The following is a 15,920-nucleotide window of genomic DNA, read 5'->3' as shown; positions in this document are numbered from 1 at the left end:
GAACCGTGGTCAGCGGAGAAAGGCCGCGGCGACGCCGGCGTCCACCGGGATGTGCAACCCCGTCGTGTGTGACAACTCCCCGCCGGTGAGCACGAAGACCGCGTTGGCGACGTGCTCGGGCAACACCTCACGCTTGAGCAGCGTGCGCTGGGCGTAGAACTCACCGAGCTTCTCCTCCGGCACGCCGTAGACGGCGGCCCGCTTGGCACCCCAACCGCCGGCGAAGATCCCGGAGCCGCGGACCACCCCGTCCGGGTTGACGCCGTTGACCCGGATGCCGTGGCCGCCCAGCTCGGCGGCGAGCAGCCGGACCTGGTGCGCCTGGTCCGCCTTGGCCGCGCCGTAGGCCACGTTGTTCGGGCCGGCGAAGAGGGAGTTCTTGCTGGAGATGTAGACGATGTCCCCGCCCATCCCCTGCGCCAGGAGCACCCGGGCGGCCTCGCGGGAGACGAGGAAGGAGCCCTTGGCCATCACGTCGTGCTGGATGTCCCAGTCCGCCTCGGTCGTCTCCAGCAGCGACCTGGACAGCGACAGCCCGGCGTTGTTCACCACCAGGTCCACCCCGCCGAAGGCGAGCACCGCGTCGCCCAGGGCGCGGGCGACGGCGTCACCGTCACTGACGTCGGCGGCGACGGCGACGGCCACGTCGGCGGTGCCGATCTCCGCGGCGACGGTGGCGGCCGCCTCCGCGTCACGGTCGGCGACCACGACGCAGGCGCCCTCCGCGGCGAGCCGGTGCGCGATCGCCCGGCCGATGCCGGAGCCACCGCCGGTGACGAACGCGATCCGGGTGGCGAGGGCCTTCGGCTTCGGCAGGCGCTGGAGCTTGGCCTCCTCCAGGGCCCAGTACTCGATCCGGAACTTCTCGGCCTCGTCGATCGGCGCGTACCTGGACACGGATTCCGCGCCGCGCATGACGTTGATGGCGTTGACGTAGAACTCCCCGGCGACGCGGGCGGTCTGCTTGTTGGCCCCGAAGCTGAACATGCCCACACCCGGCACCAGAACGACGGCGGGGTCGGCGCCGCGCATGGCAGGGCTGTCCGGGCCGGCGTGCCGCTCGTAGTAGGCGCGGTAGTCGTCGCGATAGGCGCTGTGCAGGTCCTTGAGCCGGGCGATCACGGCCTCGAGCGGGGCGGTGGGCGGCAGGTCGAGCACCATCGGGCGGACCTTGGTGCGCAGGAAGTGGTCCGGGCACGAGGTGCCGAGGGCCGCGAGCGCGGGGTGCTTCTCCCGGGCGACGAAGTCGAGCACCACGTCGCTGTCGGTGAGGTGGCCGACCTGCGGTCGGTCGGTGGACGCGAGGCCACGCAGCACCGGGAACAGCGCCGCCGCCCGACGTCGTCGCTCGTCCGACGGCAGCGGCTCGTAGCCGCCGATGACCGGGCCGAACGGCTCGGCCCGGTCCCGCTCGTCGAGGAACGCCTGCGCGCGCCGGATGATCTCCAGCGAGTTGCGTTCGCACTCGTCGCTGGTCGCGCCCCACGCGGTGATGCCGTGCCCGCCGAGGATCACGCCGATCGCCTGCGGGTTGGCCCGCGCCACGGCGGCGATGTCCAGGCCGAGCTGGAAGCCGGGCCGCCGCCACGGGACCCACCGCACCCGGTCGCCGAAGATCTCCTTGGTCAGCTCCGGCCCGTCGGCGGCTGCGGCGATCGCGATGCCCGCGTCGGGGTGCAGGTGGTCGACGTGCGCCGCGTCGACCAGGCCGTGCATGGCGGTGTCGATGGACGGCGCGGCGCCGCCACGGCCGTGCAGGCAGTAGTCGAACGCGCCGACCATCTCGTCCTCGCGCTCGATCCCGGGGTAGACGTCGACGAGAGCCCGGAGCCGGTCCAGCCGCAGCGCGGCCAGACCCGACCGGGTCAGGGTGCCGAGATCGCCGCCGGAGCCCTTGACCCACAACAGTTCGACGGGACCGCCGGTGACCGGATCGGTGTCCGCACCCTTGGCGGAGGTGTTGCCGCCTGCGTAGTTCGTCGTGGTCGGGTCGGCGCCGAGCCGGTTGCTGCGCGCGATCAGCGCCTGAACCTCGGGTTGCATCGTCCTCACGTCCCCAGTCTGCGTTCTTCGGTGGTGGTCAGGCGCCCCAGCCGGCCTGCTGGCCGTCTGCGCGTTCGGCGCGGATCTTGTCGAAGTAGCCGGAGCGGGCGTACGCGGCCATCGGGTCCGGATCCAGACCCAGGTCCGTACGGAGCTCGGCCAGCAGCGGCCGGACGTCGGTGTTGTACGCGTCCATCAGCACGGCGTTGGCACCGAGCACATCGCCGGCCCGTTGTGCGGCGGCCAGCGCGTCCGGGTCGACGAGCAACGCCTTCGCCGTCGCCTCCTGCACGTTGAGCACCGAACGGATGATGGCCGGGATCTTCGGCTCGATGTTGTGGCACTGGTCGAGCATGAAGGCGATGCCGGCCTCCGGCGCCAACGCGTCGCCCCGGACGATCTCGTGCATGATCCGGAACAGCTGGAACGGGTCCGCGGAGCCGACCATCAGGTCGTCGTCGGCGTAGAAGCGGGAGTTGAAGTCGAAGGCGCCGAGCTTGCCGACGCGCAGCAGGAACGCCACGATGAACTCGATGTTCGTGCCCGGCGCGTGGTGCCCGGTGTCGATGACCACCTGCGCCTTCGGGCCCAACTCCAGGCAGTGCGCGTACGCGGTGCCCCAGTCCGGCACGTCCGTGGCGTAGAAGGCCGGCTCGAACAGCTTGTACTCCAGCAGCAGCCGTTGGCCGTCGCCGAGCCGGTCGTAGGTCTCGCGCAGCGCCGTCGCGAGCCGGTCCTGGCGGGCGCGAAGGTCGTCCTGGCCCGGGTAGTTGGTCCCGTCGGAGAACCAGAGCTTCAGGTCCCGGGAGCCGGTGCGGTCCATGATGTCCACGCACTCGAGCAGGTGATCGATCGCCTTGCGCCGCACACCCGGATCCGGGTTGGTGACGCTGCCCAGCTTGTAGTCGTTGTCCTGGAAGACGTTGGCGTTGATCGCACCCAGGCCGACCCCGTGGTCGGTCGCGTACGCGGCCAGGTCGGCGTAGTCGTCGACGCGGTCCCACGGAATGTGCAGGGCGACCGTCGGCGCGACGCCGGTGAGCCGGTGCACCACCGCCGCGTCGGCGATCTTCTCGTACGGGTTACGCGGCACGCCCTCCTGCGGGAACACCTTGAACCGGGTGCCGGAGTTCGCGTACGCCCAGGACGGCGTCTCGATCCGCTGCGCGCGCAGTGCTGAACGGACCCGCTCGAGGGTCTGCGCGTCGGGCTGCGTCATGGGGTGTCTCCCGTCTCTGCGGCGAGCCGCGTCTCACGCTCTGCGCTGAGTTGCGCCTCAAGGTTGAACACCTCGTCCAGCGGCCGGATGGCCCGGTCGGCGGCGCCCTGGTCGAGGCCGACGAAGTAGGGCGCCATCTCCGCCTGCCAGCGGGCGTTGACGTCGCTGGTCTGCATGGCGGCCTGGGCCGCCGCGAAGTCGTCGGTGACCAGGTAGCCCACGAGCAGGCCGTCCTCGCGGAGGAAGAGCGAGTAGTCGTGCCAACCGCTCTCGGCCAGGGCGGCGAGCATCTCCGGCCAGACCCGCGTGTGGCGGGCGCGGTACTCGTCCAGCCGGTCGGGGTCGACCTGAAGGGTGAAGCAGACGCGGGGCATGGTTCTCCCGTCGGCTCTCCCGGTCGGTGCGGCAGTGTGCGCCGCACCGTCCGGGAGGGCGGTCAGAACTGGAACTGGTCGATGTTGTTCTTGTCGAAGACGGTGGGTGGGCCGAGGATGACCACCCCGTCCTTGCCGACGGTGAACTCGCCGAGCTTGCCGGCCTTGAACTTGTCGCCCTCGGCGCCGGTGATCTGGCCGGAGGCCAGTGCCGCGCCGGCGTACGCCGCGAGGTAGCCGAGGTCGGCCGGGCTCCACAGGGCGAACGCGTCGACGGTGCCGTCCTTGACGTACTGGCGCATCTGGTTGGGGGTGCCCAGACCGGTCAGCTTGACCTTGCCCTTGTACTGCGATCCGCTGAGGTAGCGGGCGGCGGCCGCGACGCCGACGGTGGTCGGGGAGATGATGCCCTTGAGGTTCGGGTACGACTGGAGCAGACCCTGGGTCTCCTGGAAGGACTTCTGGTCGTCGTCGTTGCCGTACGCCACGGTGACCAGCTTGATCTTGCTGTACTCGGGCTTCTTCAGCTCGTCCTTCATCAGCGCGATCCAGGCGTTCTGGTTGGTGGCGTTGGCGGTCGCGGAGAGGATAGCGATCTCGCCCTCACCGCCGATCTGCTGCGAGATCAGCTTGACCTGGTTCTCCGCGATGCCCTCGGCGGTGACCTGGTTGACGAAGATCTGCCGGCACTCCGGCTTGGTGTCGGAGTCGAAGGTGACGATCTTCGCGCCGGCCGCCTTCGCCTGGTTGAGCGCCCCGCAGATGGCGTTCGGGTCGTTGGCCGAGGTGACGATGACGTCCATGCCCTGCTGCGACAGGGTGTTGATGTAGCTGACCTGCGACGAGGCGCTTGCCTCGGACGGGCCGACCTCCTTGAACTCACCCTTGAACTCGGTGACCGCGTCCTTGCCGCCGTTGTCCGAGACGGTGAAGTAGGGGTTGTTCAGCTGCTTCGGCAGGAAGGCGATCTTGAGCCCTTCCTTGATGGCGGCGTCGGGGTTGGCGGCGCCGCTCGCCTGGTTGCCGGCGCCGGCGTCGTTACCGGAGTTGTCCCGGGTGGTGCCGCCGCACGCTGCGGCGCTGAGCAACAGTGCGGCCAGGGTGAGGCTGGTGGCCCCGACACGGAGCCCTCTGCGGTATGCGGACATCGTCATCCTTCCGGGGGTGGTTGGTGAGCGGGGGACCTCACGAAGCGACGGGGTGCCGCTGTCGTCGACGGTGCAGCCGGGCGCGGATGTCCGCGACGGCGTTGGGCAGCACCACGGATGCGATGAGCAGGGTGCCGGTGACGATCGTCAGGGCGTTGGCGTCGACGTCGGCGAGCTGCAACGCGTTGCGCAGGACGCCGAGGAGCAGGACGCCCGCCAGCACACCGAGCAGGGCACCCCGGCCGCCGAAGATCGAGACCCCGCCGAGCAGCACGGCGGTGACCACGGTCAGCTCCAGGCCGGTGGCGTTGTCGCCGCGGGCGCTGGCGTACCGCAGGGTCCAGAAGATGCCGACCAGCCCGCACACGGCACCGGAGACCACGAAGAGCCAGAACTTCGTCCGCGCCACCGAGACGCCGGTGAACGTGGCGGCCTGGTCGTTGTTGCCCATGGCGTAGAGCGCCCGGCCGGGCGGGGTGGCGTGCAGCACCGCCCCGAAGACCAGGGCGAGCAGCAGCAACGGCACCAGCACGACCGGGATCGACGTGCCGGGGATGTTCCGCACCACGGCGGCCGTCCAGTCGGCCGGGAAGTCCGCGACCGCCTGATCGCCGAGCACGACGAAGGACAACCCCCGATAGAGGGCGAGCGTGCCGATGGTGACCGCCAGGGACGGCAGGCCGAAACCGGTGACGAAGAGACCGTTCACCGCGCCGAGCACCGCCCCGAGCAGCACCACGAGGACGCAGATCAGCTCCAGCGACAGTCCACTGGAGAGCCAGAGCTGCCCCATCAACGTGCTGCACAGACCCACCATGCTGGCCACCGAGAGGTCGATCTCGCCGGTGATCACGATCAGCGTCATCGGCAGGGCGATGAACGCGAGCGGCACCAGGTCGAGCAGCAGGAACTGGGCGTTGCGGCCGGTGGCGAAGTTCTCCACGGTCAGCCCGGCGACCAGCACGGCCACCACGAGGGCGCCGACGATCACCGCGTCCCAGGAGCCGAACAGCCCGCGCAGGGTGGCGAAGCGGCTCGTTTCCCGCCCAGCGCCCACGACGGACGGCGGTGCGGCGTACAGGCTGTCATGTGCCATCAGATTCGCGCGGAGGGGACCAGCGCCGTGAGGCATCGGGAGAATCCGCGCTCCCTCCCTTCAATTCCGCATGGATGAGTCCGGTAGGTTTTGGACGTGCGTGTAGGACCCGAGCCACAGAAACGTGACCGGTGAGACGGGCGTATAAGTTCCTGCTGCGTCCCACCACCCGGCAGGCCGCCTCCCTCGCCGCGTGTCTGGACGATCACCGCAGCCTCTACAACTCCGCGCTGGAGGAACGCCGGGAGGCGTGGCGCCGGTCCCGGGTGACACTCCGCTACGGCGACCAGTCCGCCCAACTCAAAGACATCCGCCGCGCCGACCCTGACCACGCACGTTGGTCGTTTTCCTCCCAGCAGGCCACCCTGCGCCGCCTCGATAAGGCGTTCACCGCGTTCTTCCGCCGGATCAAAGCCGGCGAGACCCCCGGATACCCCCGGTTCAAGGGCCAGGGTTGGTTCGACACCGTCGAATGGCCCAAGGACCGCGACGGATGCCGCTGGAACCCCGCGCTCGGCTCGAATCAGGTGCGGGTGTACCTGCAGGGCATCGGGCACGTGCGGGTGCACGCGCACCGGCAGGTGGAGGGCACGGTCAAGACGATCAGCGTGAAACGGCAAGGCCGCCGATGGCATGTGATCCTGTCCTGCGACGAGGTGTTCGCCCAGCCACTGCCGGCCACCGGCAGGGTGGTCGGTGTCGACATGGGCGTCGTTTCGTTCCTGACCACGTCCGACGGCGTACACGTCGCAAACCCCCGGCACCTCGCCGCATCGCACGCACGGCTTACCGAAGCACAGCGGGCCCTGGCTCGACATCGGCGTGGGTCCATCCGCCGCCGGAAGACACGCGAGCGGGTCGCGGCCCTGCACGCCCGCATCGGGCGGCAGCGACTCGACCATGCCCACAAGATCGCTCGCTGGCTGGTCGGCCACCACGACCTGATCGCGCACGAGGACCTGCCCATCACGAACATGACCCGCTCGACGCACGGCACCATCAAGACGCCGGCCACCAATGTGGCCCAGAAGTCCGGGCTCAACCGGTCGATCCTGGACGCGGGTTGGGGGGTGTTCCTGCGAGTCCTTGCGGCTAAGGCTGAAAGTGCCGGGCGGCTGGTGATCGCGGTGAACCCGGCCAACACCTCCCGCACCTGCCCGCAGTGTGGGCATTGTGCTCGGGAAAACCGCCTGACCCAAGCCAAGTTCGCCTGCGTGGCCTGCGGCCACACCGGGCACGCGGACGTGGTCGGTGCAAGCAACGTACTCAGGGCAGGGCTTGCCCTTCAGTCCGCGCGCGCGGCCTGAGAAGCTGGCGTATTCACGCGTCAGAGGAGTCACGGGCGCTTCTCCCTCGGAGGCGGGCCGCCACCCGCAGGGCCAGGAGCCGGTCCAGCCCGATGGCGGCGAGGATGAGTGCGCCGACCACGGCCTGCTGCCAGAACGGGTCGATGCGCAGGACGGCGAGCGAGCTGCCGATCGTGGTCAGCAGCACGGCGCCGAGCGCCGCGCCGTAGGCGCTGCCGCTGCCGCCGAAGATCGCGACCCCGCCGACCACGGCGGCGGCGACGACCTGGAGTTCCAGGCCGCTGCCGGCGGCCGCGTCGAGGGTGCCGAACCGGGCGGCGTACAGCACACCGGCGAGGCCGGCGAGCGCGCCGTTCGCGACGAACACGGCGAACACCCGCCGGCCCACCGGGATGCCGGAGAGCCGGGCGGCGGCCGGTTCGGAGCCGATCGCGTACAGCTCCCGGCCGCTTCGGTAGGAGCGCAGGTAGTAGCCGACGGCGGCGACGACGACCAGCGCGACGAGGAACAGCACGGGTACGCCGAGCACGGTCTGGTTGCCCAGCCGCAGGAACGACGGGGGCATGTCGGCGGCGTTGATCTGCCGGCCGGACGCCCAGTAGTAGTCGACGCCGCGGAAGGCGTAGAGGGTGCCCAGGGTGATGACCAGGGCGGGCACCCGGGCCACCGCGATCAGGCCGCCGTTGACCACGCCGCAGAGCGCGCCCAGCGCGACACCCACGACGAGCGCCACGGGCCACGGGGTTCCGGGCGCGGAGAGGAACAGCGAGCCGGTGGCGAACGCGACCAGACCCAGGATCGAGCCGACGGAGAGGTCGACGTTGCGGGTGACGATGACCAGGGTCTGGCCGACCGCCAGGATCACCAGGATCGCGCAGCCCAGCAGCAGGTCCTTGACGCTCTGGCCGCTCAGGAACCGGTCGTTGCGCAGGGTGGTCACCAGGACCAGCAGCCCGAGGGCGATCAGCAGGCTCAGCTCGCGTACGGCGAGCAGCCGTTCGGTGAGGCCGCGGCGCCGCCGGTCGGGGTCGGTCGGGGCGTTCCCGGCGATCTGCTCGGGCGCGCCGGCGTCGGTGCGGCTCATGCGGTCACTCCTTGACCGGTGGCGGCGAACATGATGGAGGTCTCGTCCGCCTCGGCCCGGGGCAGCTCGCGGACCAGTCGCCCCTCGTGCATGACCAGGACCCGGTCGGCCATGCCGAGCACCTCGGGCAGTTCGCTGCTGATCATGAGGATGGCCAGTCCCTCGCCGGCCAGCTCCGAGAGCAGCCGGTGCACCTCGGACTTGGTGCCGACGTCGATGCCACGGGTGGGCTCGTCGATGATCAGAATCCGTGGTTCGGTGGCCAGCCACTTGGCGAGCACGACCTTCTGCTGGTTGCCGCCGGAGAGGGTCGCCACCGGGGCGCCGAGCCGGGCGGCCTTGACCTGCAACCGCCGCGTCCAGGTGCGGGCCTCGGCGCGCTCCGCGCCGCCGAGCAGGAGGCCCAGCCGGCTCAGTGCCCGGCGGCGGGCCAGCGTCGCATTGCGCTCCACCGACAGTTCCATGACCAGGCCCTGCTGCCGTCGGTCCTCGGGGACCAGAGCCATGCCGGCGGCGATCGCCCGGCCCGGCTTGCCCGCCGGGACGCCTCGCCCGGCCACCAGCACCTCGCCCGCGTCGTAGCGGTCGACGCCGAAGACGGCGCGGGCGACCTCGCTGCGGCCGGCGCCGACCAGCCCGGCGAGCGCGACGATCTCTCCGCCCCGGACGGAGAACGACACGTCGGTGAAGACGCCGGCCCGGGTCAGCCTGCGAACCTCGAGCAGGGTGTCCCGCAGCTCGGCGGCCTGCTTGGGGTAGAGCGAGGAGACGTCCCGGCCGACCATGCGCCGCACCACCTCGTCGACGGTGAGGTCGGCGGCCGGATCGCTGGAGACCCAGGCGCCGTCGCGCAGTACGGTGACGCGGTGGCAGAGGTCGAACACTTCGTCGAACCGGTGCGAGATGAACAGCACCGCCGCACCGCGTTCGCAGAGCGACCGGGCGACCGCGAAGAGCCGCTCGACCTCCACACCGGAGAGCGCGGCGGTGGGTTCGTCCATGACCAGGACGCGGGCGTCGAACGAGATCGCCTTGGCGATCTCGACGAGCTGCTGGTCGGCGATGGAGAGCCCCCGGGCGGGGCGGGTGGGGTCGATCCGGACCCCGAGCCGCTGGAACAGCCGCTCGGCGTCGCGGTGCATCGCCGCGCTGTCGATGCGGCGCAGGCCGCGAAGCGGTTGCCGGCCCATGAAGATGTTCTCCGCCACGGACAGATCCGGGAAGAGCGTCGGCTCCTGGTAGATGACGGCGATGCCGGCGGCCCGGGCGTCGGCGGGGCCGCGCAGCCGCAGTGGTTGCCCGTCCAGGGTCATCTCGCCGGCGTCCGGCGGGTGCGCGCCGGCCAGGATCTTCACGAGGGTGGACTTGCCCGCCCCGTTCTCGCCGACCAGGGCGTGGGCCTCGCCGGCGTGCAGCGCCAGGTGCACCCCACGCAGCGCGGCGACGGCCCCGAAGGACTTCGTCACGCCGTCGAGTACCAGCAGCGGAACGCCGTCCGTGCCTGGTGCGTCGGCGGTCATCCGATCCCCTCCTGAATCGTTTCATGAGTCGTGCATGGACCGTAGGGGGAGGCATTCGCGAGCGTCAAGAGTTTCGCCATGATTTCTTCCCTGTTGCTGGTGCGAGCTCTGCGCCCCCTCCGACCCGCGCCGCCGGTCGGCGAGGCGACGCGCGGGCCGCCGGCCGGCTGGATGAAACGTTTTAGCCGCTATACACTGCCGGAGCTACCCGGTCCAGCCGTCCCGCGCGACGGGGGATCACCGCGACCGCGACCCCCGCCGGGCCCGTGGCCGCGACCACCGCACGGAACGTCGAGGGAGTCATGGCAACGGCGAACATCAAGGAGGTCGCCCGGCACGCCGGCGTCTCCCTCGGCACGGTGAGCAACGTGCTCAACCGGCCCGACACGGTCGCCCCCGCCACCCGCCAGCGGGTGCTCGACGCCATCAGCACGCTCGGCTACGTCCGCAACGACTCCGCGCGCCAACTGCGCGCCGGGCACAGTCGCACCGTCGCCATCGTGGTCCTGGACGTGGCCAACCCGTTCTTCACCGACGTCGTGCGCGGCGCCGAACAGGTGGTCGAGGAAGCCGGCGCCATGCTCGTCGTCTGCAACAGCGGCGAGGACAGCGCCCGCGAGCGCCGCCACCTGGAGCTGCTGGAGGAGCAGCGGGTCCGTGGCGTCCTCATCACCCCGGTCGGCCACGGCCCCCAGCCCAACCTGGACAAGCTCATCGACCGGGGCATCCCGGTGGTGCTGGTGGACCGGGGCACCGGCCGGGCGAACCGTTGCTCGGTGGCGGTCGACGACGTCCTCGGCGGCCGGCTCGCCATGGACCACCTGCTGGACCAAGGCCACCACCGCATCGCCTACCTCGGCGGGCCACTCTCCATCGCCCAGGTCGCCGACCGGTACGCCGGTGCCGCCGCGGCGCTGGAGGAACGCGGCAACGGCGCCGACCTCCGGGTGGCGGTGACCACCAACCTGACCGTCGCCGCCGGCCGGCGTGCCGCCGAGGAGCTGCTGACGCTGCCGGCCCGGCAGCGTCCCACCGCCGTCTTCTGCGCCAACGACCTGATCGCGCTCGGCGTGCTCCAGGAGTTGACCGCGCGCGGCCTGCGGGTGCCGGCCGACGTGGCCATCGTCGGCTACGACGACATCGAGTTCGCCGACGCGGCGGCGGTGCCGCTGTCATCGGTACGTCAGCCCCGCGACCAGCTCGGCCGCACCGCGGCGCAGCTGCTGCTGGAGGAGGCCGAGCCCGGCGACGCGCACCGGCACCGGCACGTGGTCTTCCAGCCGGAGCTGGTCGTCCGCCGCTCCAGCGACCACCTCCGGCGCACCCGGCGCTGATCGCCCGAACCGCACCAGTGAGCTGGTGCGGCGGTCTCCGGTCGCCGGGCAAAGGGCGGTTGACGGCAACCCGGGCACGGGGACGCCGAGGGCGATCGGTCTGGTGCCGGCGGAGAGCGTGAAGCCTGGTCAGGCCGCCGGGCCGGGCGTGGCCCAGACGTCGGCGATCGACGGGTCGTAGCCGTCGCCGGTGTCCCGGAATCGCACCCGCACCACCCCGTCGCGGGTCGCGTCCGGCAGGTCGACCACGAACTGGTAGCTGACCGTGCCGGCTCCACCCGCCGTCCGTCGCCACGAGCGGCTGTGCGCCACCACCCCGTCCACGATTACCTCGTAGTCCTTCAGCTGCGGCCCGTCGTACGTCTCGCGAGCGCGCAGCACGAACGGCTCGCCGGGCTCGACGGCGAGGTCGAACTCGAACCAGCCGCCGGGGCGGGTCGTGTCGGTGTACCGGCGGGTCAAGCCGGCCTCGGTGCTGGTGGCCGAGTAGGTCGAGGCCGCGAGGCGGTGCGCCTGCTCGGACGCCGCGGCACCCAGGTCGACGTGGTCGTACGCACCTGGCGGCGGATCGTCGAACCGGACCGGGATCGCGAGCGTGCGCCGTTCGGCCGCGGTGTCGCCGGTGGCCACCGTGATCTCCACCGGCCCCTGCGTCACCGACACCGGCGCGGTGAGGACGGTCGACGCGGTGGTCTCCGCACCGGGGGCGAGGTCGTACCCGGCGGCGGCCGGCGCCAACCGCCAGCCGTCCGGCGCGGTGACGGTCAGCCGCCCCGTCACCCGCACGCCGGCCCGGTTGCGCAGCACCGTGCCGACCGTCGTCGCGGCGCCCGGGGCGACGTCGGCCGGAACCGGGGCCGCCGACACGATCTGCACCGCCGTCGCGACGGCGACCGTTCCCGCGACGGGCAGAGTGGCGCTGCCACCCCGGTGGCGGTAACTGGCGGTCCCGTCGACGGCCCCGCTCACCGGCGTCTGACCGGCGGGTATCCGCAGGTCGTAGCGGTGGCTGACGGTGCCGCCCGGCGCGACCGTGGTGGCCTGTCCCCCGACCGGCGTGACCGTCCAGCCATCGGGTGCCCGCAGGTCGGAGGTCACGCCGGTAAGCGGGTCCGGCCCGCCGTTGGTCACCGTGACGGTGGCGCGTACGACCTCGCCGGGCAGCCGCTCCCCCACCGGCAGGTCGAGTTTCACCACGGCGTCGACCAGGATCGACGACGCGGCGGAAAGTCGCTGGTCGACCTTGGTGAGCAGCACGGTGAACCGGTCCGCGGGGGCCTGGTCGAGGCGACCCGCGGCGACCTGGGTCCGCAGCCACCGGGTCGTGTCGGCGGCGCTCGCCAGGGCCCGGTGCACGTCACCGGCTGCGGAACGGGAGTTGCCCGCCAGGTACGCCGTCCGCGCCGCCGTCGTCTCCGCCGAGAGTCGGCTGAACCGGCCCCGCAGGTAGTCGGCCACCGGTCGACCCAGCTCCCCGGCGAGTTGGTTGGTGAGCGTCACCAGCTCCCGTGCCGTGTCGCCCGCATCGCCCAGGTCGCCGAGCACCCGGTCGATCGCAAAGGAGTACGAACCGGAGCCGATCTCGTAGACGGCTACCGTGCCGTCCATCCGGACGAATCGCACGCCGTCGGCCTGCTCCGCCGGCCGGCCGCCCTCGGTGACCGCGTTCCGCCCCGGTGCCGGCAGGCGTACGGTCGCCGTGGTGTTCGCCGGCACGGTGAGCCGCAGCCGCATGTCCCCGCGCGCGTCGAGATCCCAGTCGCTGCCGATCGTCCCGTACGCCGAGCGGTACGACGCCCTGGCCGAGGTGAGGTCACCACCCGGCTGGGGGGCGAACGTGAGGTGCGAGTAGCTGGGGTTGCCGGCGTCGGGGGCGATTCCGGCAACGGTCCGGTACATCCAGTCGCCCACCGCGCCGTACGCGTAGTGGTTGAAGGAGTTCATCCCCACGTCGCCGAAGCTGCCGTCGGGTTTGATCGAGTCCCAGCGCTCCCAGATCGTCGTCGCGCCCTTGGCGATCTCGTAACCCCACGACGGGTAGGTGTCGTTGAGCAGCAGCCGGTAGGCGACATCCAGGTGCCCGGTGTCACTCAGCGCCGGCAGCAGGTCCGGGGTGCCGAGGAAGCCGGTGGAGAGGTGCCAGTCGTGTCGCCGCACGTTGTCGACCAGCCGGTCGGCGGCCTTGGCCCGCAACGCCTCCGGCAGCAGGTCCATGCCGATGGCCAGCACGTACCCGGTCTGGCTGTCGCCCTGCACGGTGCCGTCGGCCGCGACGTACGCGTCGACGAACGCCTGCGCGATGTCCCTGGACAGCGCCGTGTAGCGGGCCGCGTCAGCGTCCCGTCCGATGGCGCCGGCCAGCTCGGCGAGCAGACGAATGCTGTACCCGTAGTAGGCCGTGCCGACGACGCCGGCGGGCGTCGGGTCGTCGAGGTTGAGCCAGTCGAGGTACGGGCCGGCGTTGCTACGCAGGTGGCCCGAGCTGGTGCTCTCCAGCCAGGACGCGTACCGCACCATCGACGCGTAGTGCTCCTCGACCACCCGGGTGTCGCCGTAGCGTTGCCAGAGCGCGTGCGGCACGGTGATCCCGGCGTCGGCCCATCCGGTCGCGCCGTCCCCGCAGCAGGCGCGGGGCGCGACGTCGGGGTAGGCGCCGTTGGCCGACTGCGCGTCGCGCAGGTCCTGCAACCACTTGCTGAGGAACGTCAGGCTGTCCATGTTGAACGTCGCGGTGTTGGCGAAGACGTTGATGTCACCGGTCCAGCCGAGCCGCTCGTCCCGCGCCGGGGTGTCGGTCGGGATGGACAGGAAGTTGCCGCGCTGCCCCCAGGTGATGTTGCTGTGCAGCTTGTTCACCATCGCGTTGGACGTCTCGAACTCGCTGGTGAGTTCCCCGTCGGTGTGCATGACCAGGCCGGTGACGGTGGCCAGGTCCGGGGTGCCCGGATAGCCGGTCAGCTCGACGTAGCGGAAGCCGTGGAAGGTGAACGTGGGCTCGTAGACCTCGGCCCCGCCGCCGCGCAGCGTGTAGTGGTCGGTGGCCCGGGCCGTGCGCAGGTTGGCGGTGTAGGCGGTGCCGTCGGGGTTGAGCACCTCGGCGTGCCGGATACGGACCGTGGCGCCGGCTGGGCCGTCGACCTTCAGCCGGGCCTTGCCCACCATGTTCTGGCCGAGGTCGAAGATCCAGGTGCCGGGGGTGGGCTGGGTCAGCGCCTTCGCGGGCAGCTCCTGCGTGACCCGCACCGGCGGGTCGACCTGGGCGACGATCCGGTCGGTGGCGTCGACGTCGTCGACGGTGGCGGGCGACCAGGCGGAGTCGTCGAACCCGGGCCGGTCCCAGCCGGCCGGCAGTCGCCGCGCGTCGTAGGTCTCGCCGTGGATCAGGTCGCTCTGCAGGAAGGGCCCGGCCGTGGCGCGCCATGAGCTGTCGGTGCCGATCGTCTCGCTGCGCCCGTCGGTGTAGTCGATCAGCAGCTGCGCGCTGAGGTGCGGCCGGGAGCCGTAGTTGTCGGTGCCGAACCAGGCGATGCTGCCGGCGTACCAGCCGTCGCCGAGCAGGGCGCCGAGGGCGTTGTCGCCCACGCGGAGCTGGCGGGTCACGTCGTACGTCTGGTACTGCACCCGCTTGTCGTAGTCGGTCCAGCCGGGCGCCAGCTCGTGGTCGCCGACCCGCTGGCCGTTGAGGGACAGCTGGTAGACACCGAGTGCGGTGGCGTAGATCCGGGCCCGGGCGACCGTGCCGTAGACCCGGAAGCCCCGGCGCAGCAGCGGGTTCGCGTCCAGCGCGGTGAGCATGGCCTCGGCGTCGCCGGTGACCCGCAGGCCGCCCGGGGTGGCCGTGCCCGCCCCGAAAGGATTCTCGCCGTCGGTGAGCTTGGCCGCGAAGAGGGTGTCGCTGCCGCTGGTCACCGAGAAGTCGGAGAAGACGCCGGTCTCCACCCCGTTGGTGCGCAGGCCGACCGACCCGGCCCGGTGCACGGTGCTGCGGGTGACGTCGACCTGGGTGCCGTCGACCCAGGTGGTGATGGTGTCGCCGGCCGCGGTGATGCGCAGGGTGTGCGGCGTGGTCAGCTTGTCGGCGGGTACGACCCCGGCGAGCGGCACCTCCTTGAGCAGCGTCCAGGCGCCGTCGACGCGTACGTGCGGGCGCAGTTTGGCGCTGCCTCCGGTGATGGAGAACTGCCACATGTACGCGTTGCCCGCGCCCCGGGCGCGCAGGAAGATCCCGGCCGCGTCGCGTTCCAGCCGTACCGTCGTCTGCACGGTGTAGTCCGTCCAGGACTCGGTGGGCGAGGGCATGCCGACCCAGTCGGCCCGCCAGCCGTCGCCGCCCCGTACGCCGGTCTCCCATGACGCCGGCGCGCTCCACCCGGAGTCGCGGCCCGCGGTGTCCCAGACCCGGACCTGCCAGGCGTACCGGCTGCGGGCTCGTAGCTGCGGGCCGGCGTACGGGACGAGGGTGCTCTCCCGGGACCGGACCCGGCCGCTGTCCCAGACGTCGGCGTCGTCCAGCCGGTCCGGGCTGGTGGCGACGCGCACCTGGTACGACTCCTGGAGCACGCCCCGGGTGGTGGCCTCGATGCGCCAACCGAGGCGGGGCCGCTCCACGTCCAGCCCGATCGGCTCGGTGGCCCGTTCGGTGGTCAGTCCGGTCACCGTCAGCGCGGGGGCCGCCGGGGCGGCGGCGGTGGCCGGGGCCGGCACCACCGTCGGCGTCAGGCCGAGCAGCAGCACGAGAAGCGTGGAGGGTGCGGCGCGGCGCCGCGTCATGCGCATCATTCCTGGTCCTCATCCT

Annotated in this window: 10 protein-coding genes; 2 read left to right on the top strand and 8 right to left on the bottom strand. The window is 71.7% G+C overall.

The features are described from left to right. Positions 1-9: 9 nt before the first annotated feature. From KBX63_RS24290 to KBX63_RS24270, 5 genes are all read right to left on the bottom strand, one after another. Positions 10-2,043: a bifunctional aldolase/short-chain dehydrogenase gene (locus KBX63_RS24290; protein ID WP_210914896.1), complete on the bottom strand. Its 2,034-nt coding sequence runs from the start codon at positions 2,041-2,043 to the stop codon at positions 10-12. 37 nt (positions 2,044-2,080) lie between these two features. Then, positions 2,081-3,262, bottom strand: a complete 1,182-nt coding sequence (gene rhaI, locus KBX63_RS24285) for an L-rhamnose isomerase (protein WP_210914767.1) — start codon at positions 3,260-3,262, stop codon at positions 2,081-2,083. Beyond that, positions 3,259-3,636 (bottom strand): L-rhamnose mutarotase, encoded by a 378-nt coding sequence (locus KBX63_RS24280; RefSeq protein ID WP_210914762.1) that lies wholly within the window; start codon positions 3,634-3,636, stop codon positions 3,259-3,261. The genes rhaI and KBX63_RS24280 overlap by 4 nt, the downstream gene beginning before the upstream one ends. 62 nt (positions 3,637-3,698) lie before the next feature. Beyond that, a complete protein-coding gene (rhaS, locus tag KBX63_RS24275; protein WP_210914756.1) occupies positions 3,699-4,784 on the bottom strand; it encodes a rhamnose ABC transporter substrate-binding protein in 1,086 nt (361 codons plus the stop codon). 37 nt (positions 4,785-4,821) lie between these two features. Then, complete coding sequence (locus KBX63_RS24270) at positions 4,822-5,880, bottom strand: ABC transporter permease (protein WP_210914751.1); 1,059 nt, start codon at positions 5,878-5,880, stop codon at positions 4,822-4,824. Between the two features lie 131 nt (positions 5,881-6,011). Here KBX63_RS24270 and KBX63_RS24265 point away from each other — a divergent pair, with 131 nt between their 5' ends. Next, positions 6,012-7,187 carry an RNA-guided endonuclease TnpB family protein gene (locus KBX63_RS24265; protein ID WP_210914746.1) on the top strand — a complete coding sequence of 392 codons (1,176 nt, stop codon included), beginning with the start codon at positions 6,012-6,014 and terminating at the stop codon, positions 7,185-7,187. A 13-nt stretch (positions 7,188-7,200) separates the two neighbouring features. On the opposite strand, the gene KBX63_RS24260 is transcribed toward KBX63_RS24265, so the two are convergent. Next, positions 7,201-8,271 (bottom strand): ABC transporter permease, encoded by a 1,071-nt coding sequence (locus KBX63_RS24260; RefSeq protein ID WP_210914744.1) that lies wholly within the window; start codon positions 8,269-8,271, stop codon positions 7,201-7,203. After that, on the bottom strand, positions 8,268-9,791 hold the full coding sequence (locus KBX63_RS24255; protein WP_210914743.1) for a sugar ABC transporter ATP-binding protein: 1,524 nt from the start codon (positions 9,789-9,791) through the stop codon (positions 8,268-8,270). Before KBX63_RS24255 ends, KBX63_RS24260 begins: the two co-directional genes overlap by 4 nt. A 302-nt stretch (positions 9,792-10,093) precedes the next feature. On the opposite strand from KBX63_RS24255, the gene KBX63_RS24250 reads away from it, so the two are divergent. Further along, positions 10,094-11,125 carry a LacI family DNA-binding transcriptional regulator gene (locus tag KBX63_RS24250; protein WP_210914741.1) on the top strand — a complete coding sequence of 344 codons (1,032 nt, stop codon included), beginning with the start codon at positions 10,094-10,096 and terminating at the stop codon, positions 11,123-11,125. A 129-nt stretch (positions 11,126-11,254) separates the two neighbouring features. Here KBX63_RS24250 and KBX63_RS24245 read toward each other — a convergent pair whose 3' ends face one another. Further along, positions 11,255-15,895, bottom strand: coding sequence for a family 78 glycoside hydrolase catalytic domain (locus KBX63_RS24245; protein ID WP_210914740.1), 4,641 nt, complete (start codon positions 15,893-15,895; stop codon positions 11,255-11,257). Positions 15,896-15,920 lie beyond the last annotated feature (25 nt).

Source organism: Micromonospora sp. U21 (assembly GCF_018070045.1).
In the GTDB taxonomy this organism is placed as follows: domain Bacteria; phylum Actinomycetota; class Actinomycetes; order Mycobacteriales; family Micromonosporaceae; genus Micromonospora.
The sequence above is the reverse complement of the archived record's forward strand: the minus strand, read 5'-3'. Positions and strand labels throughout refer to the sequence as shown.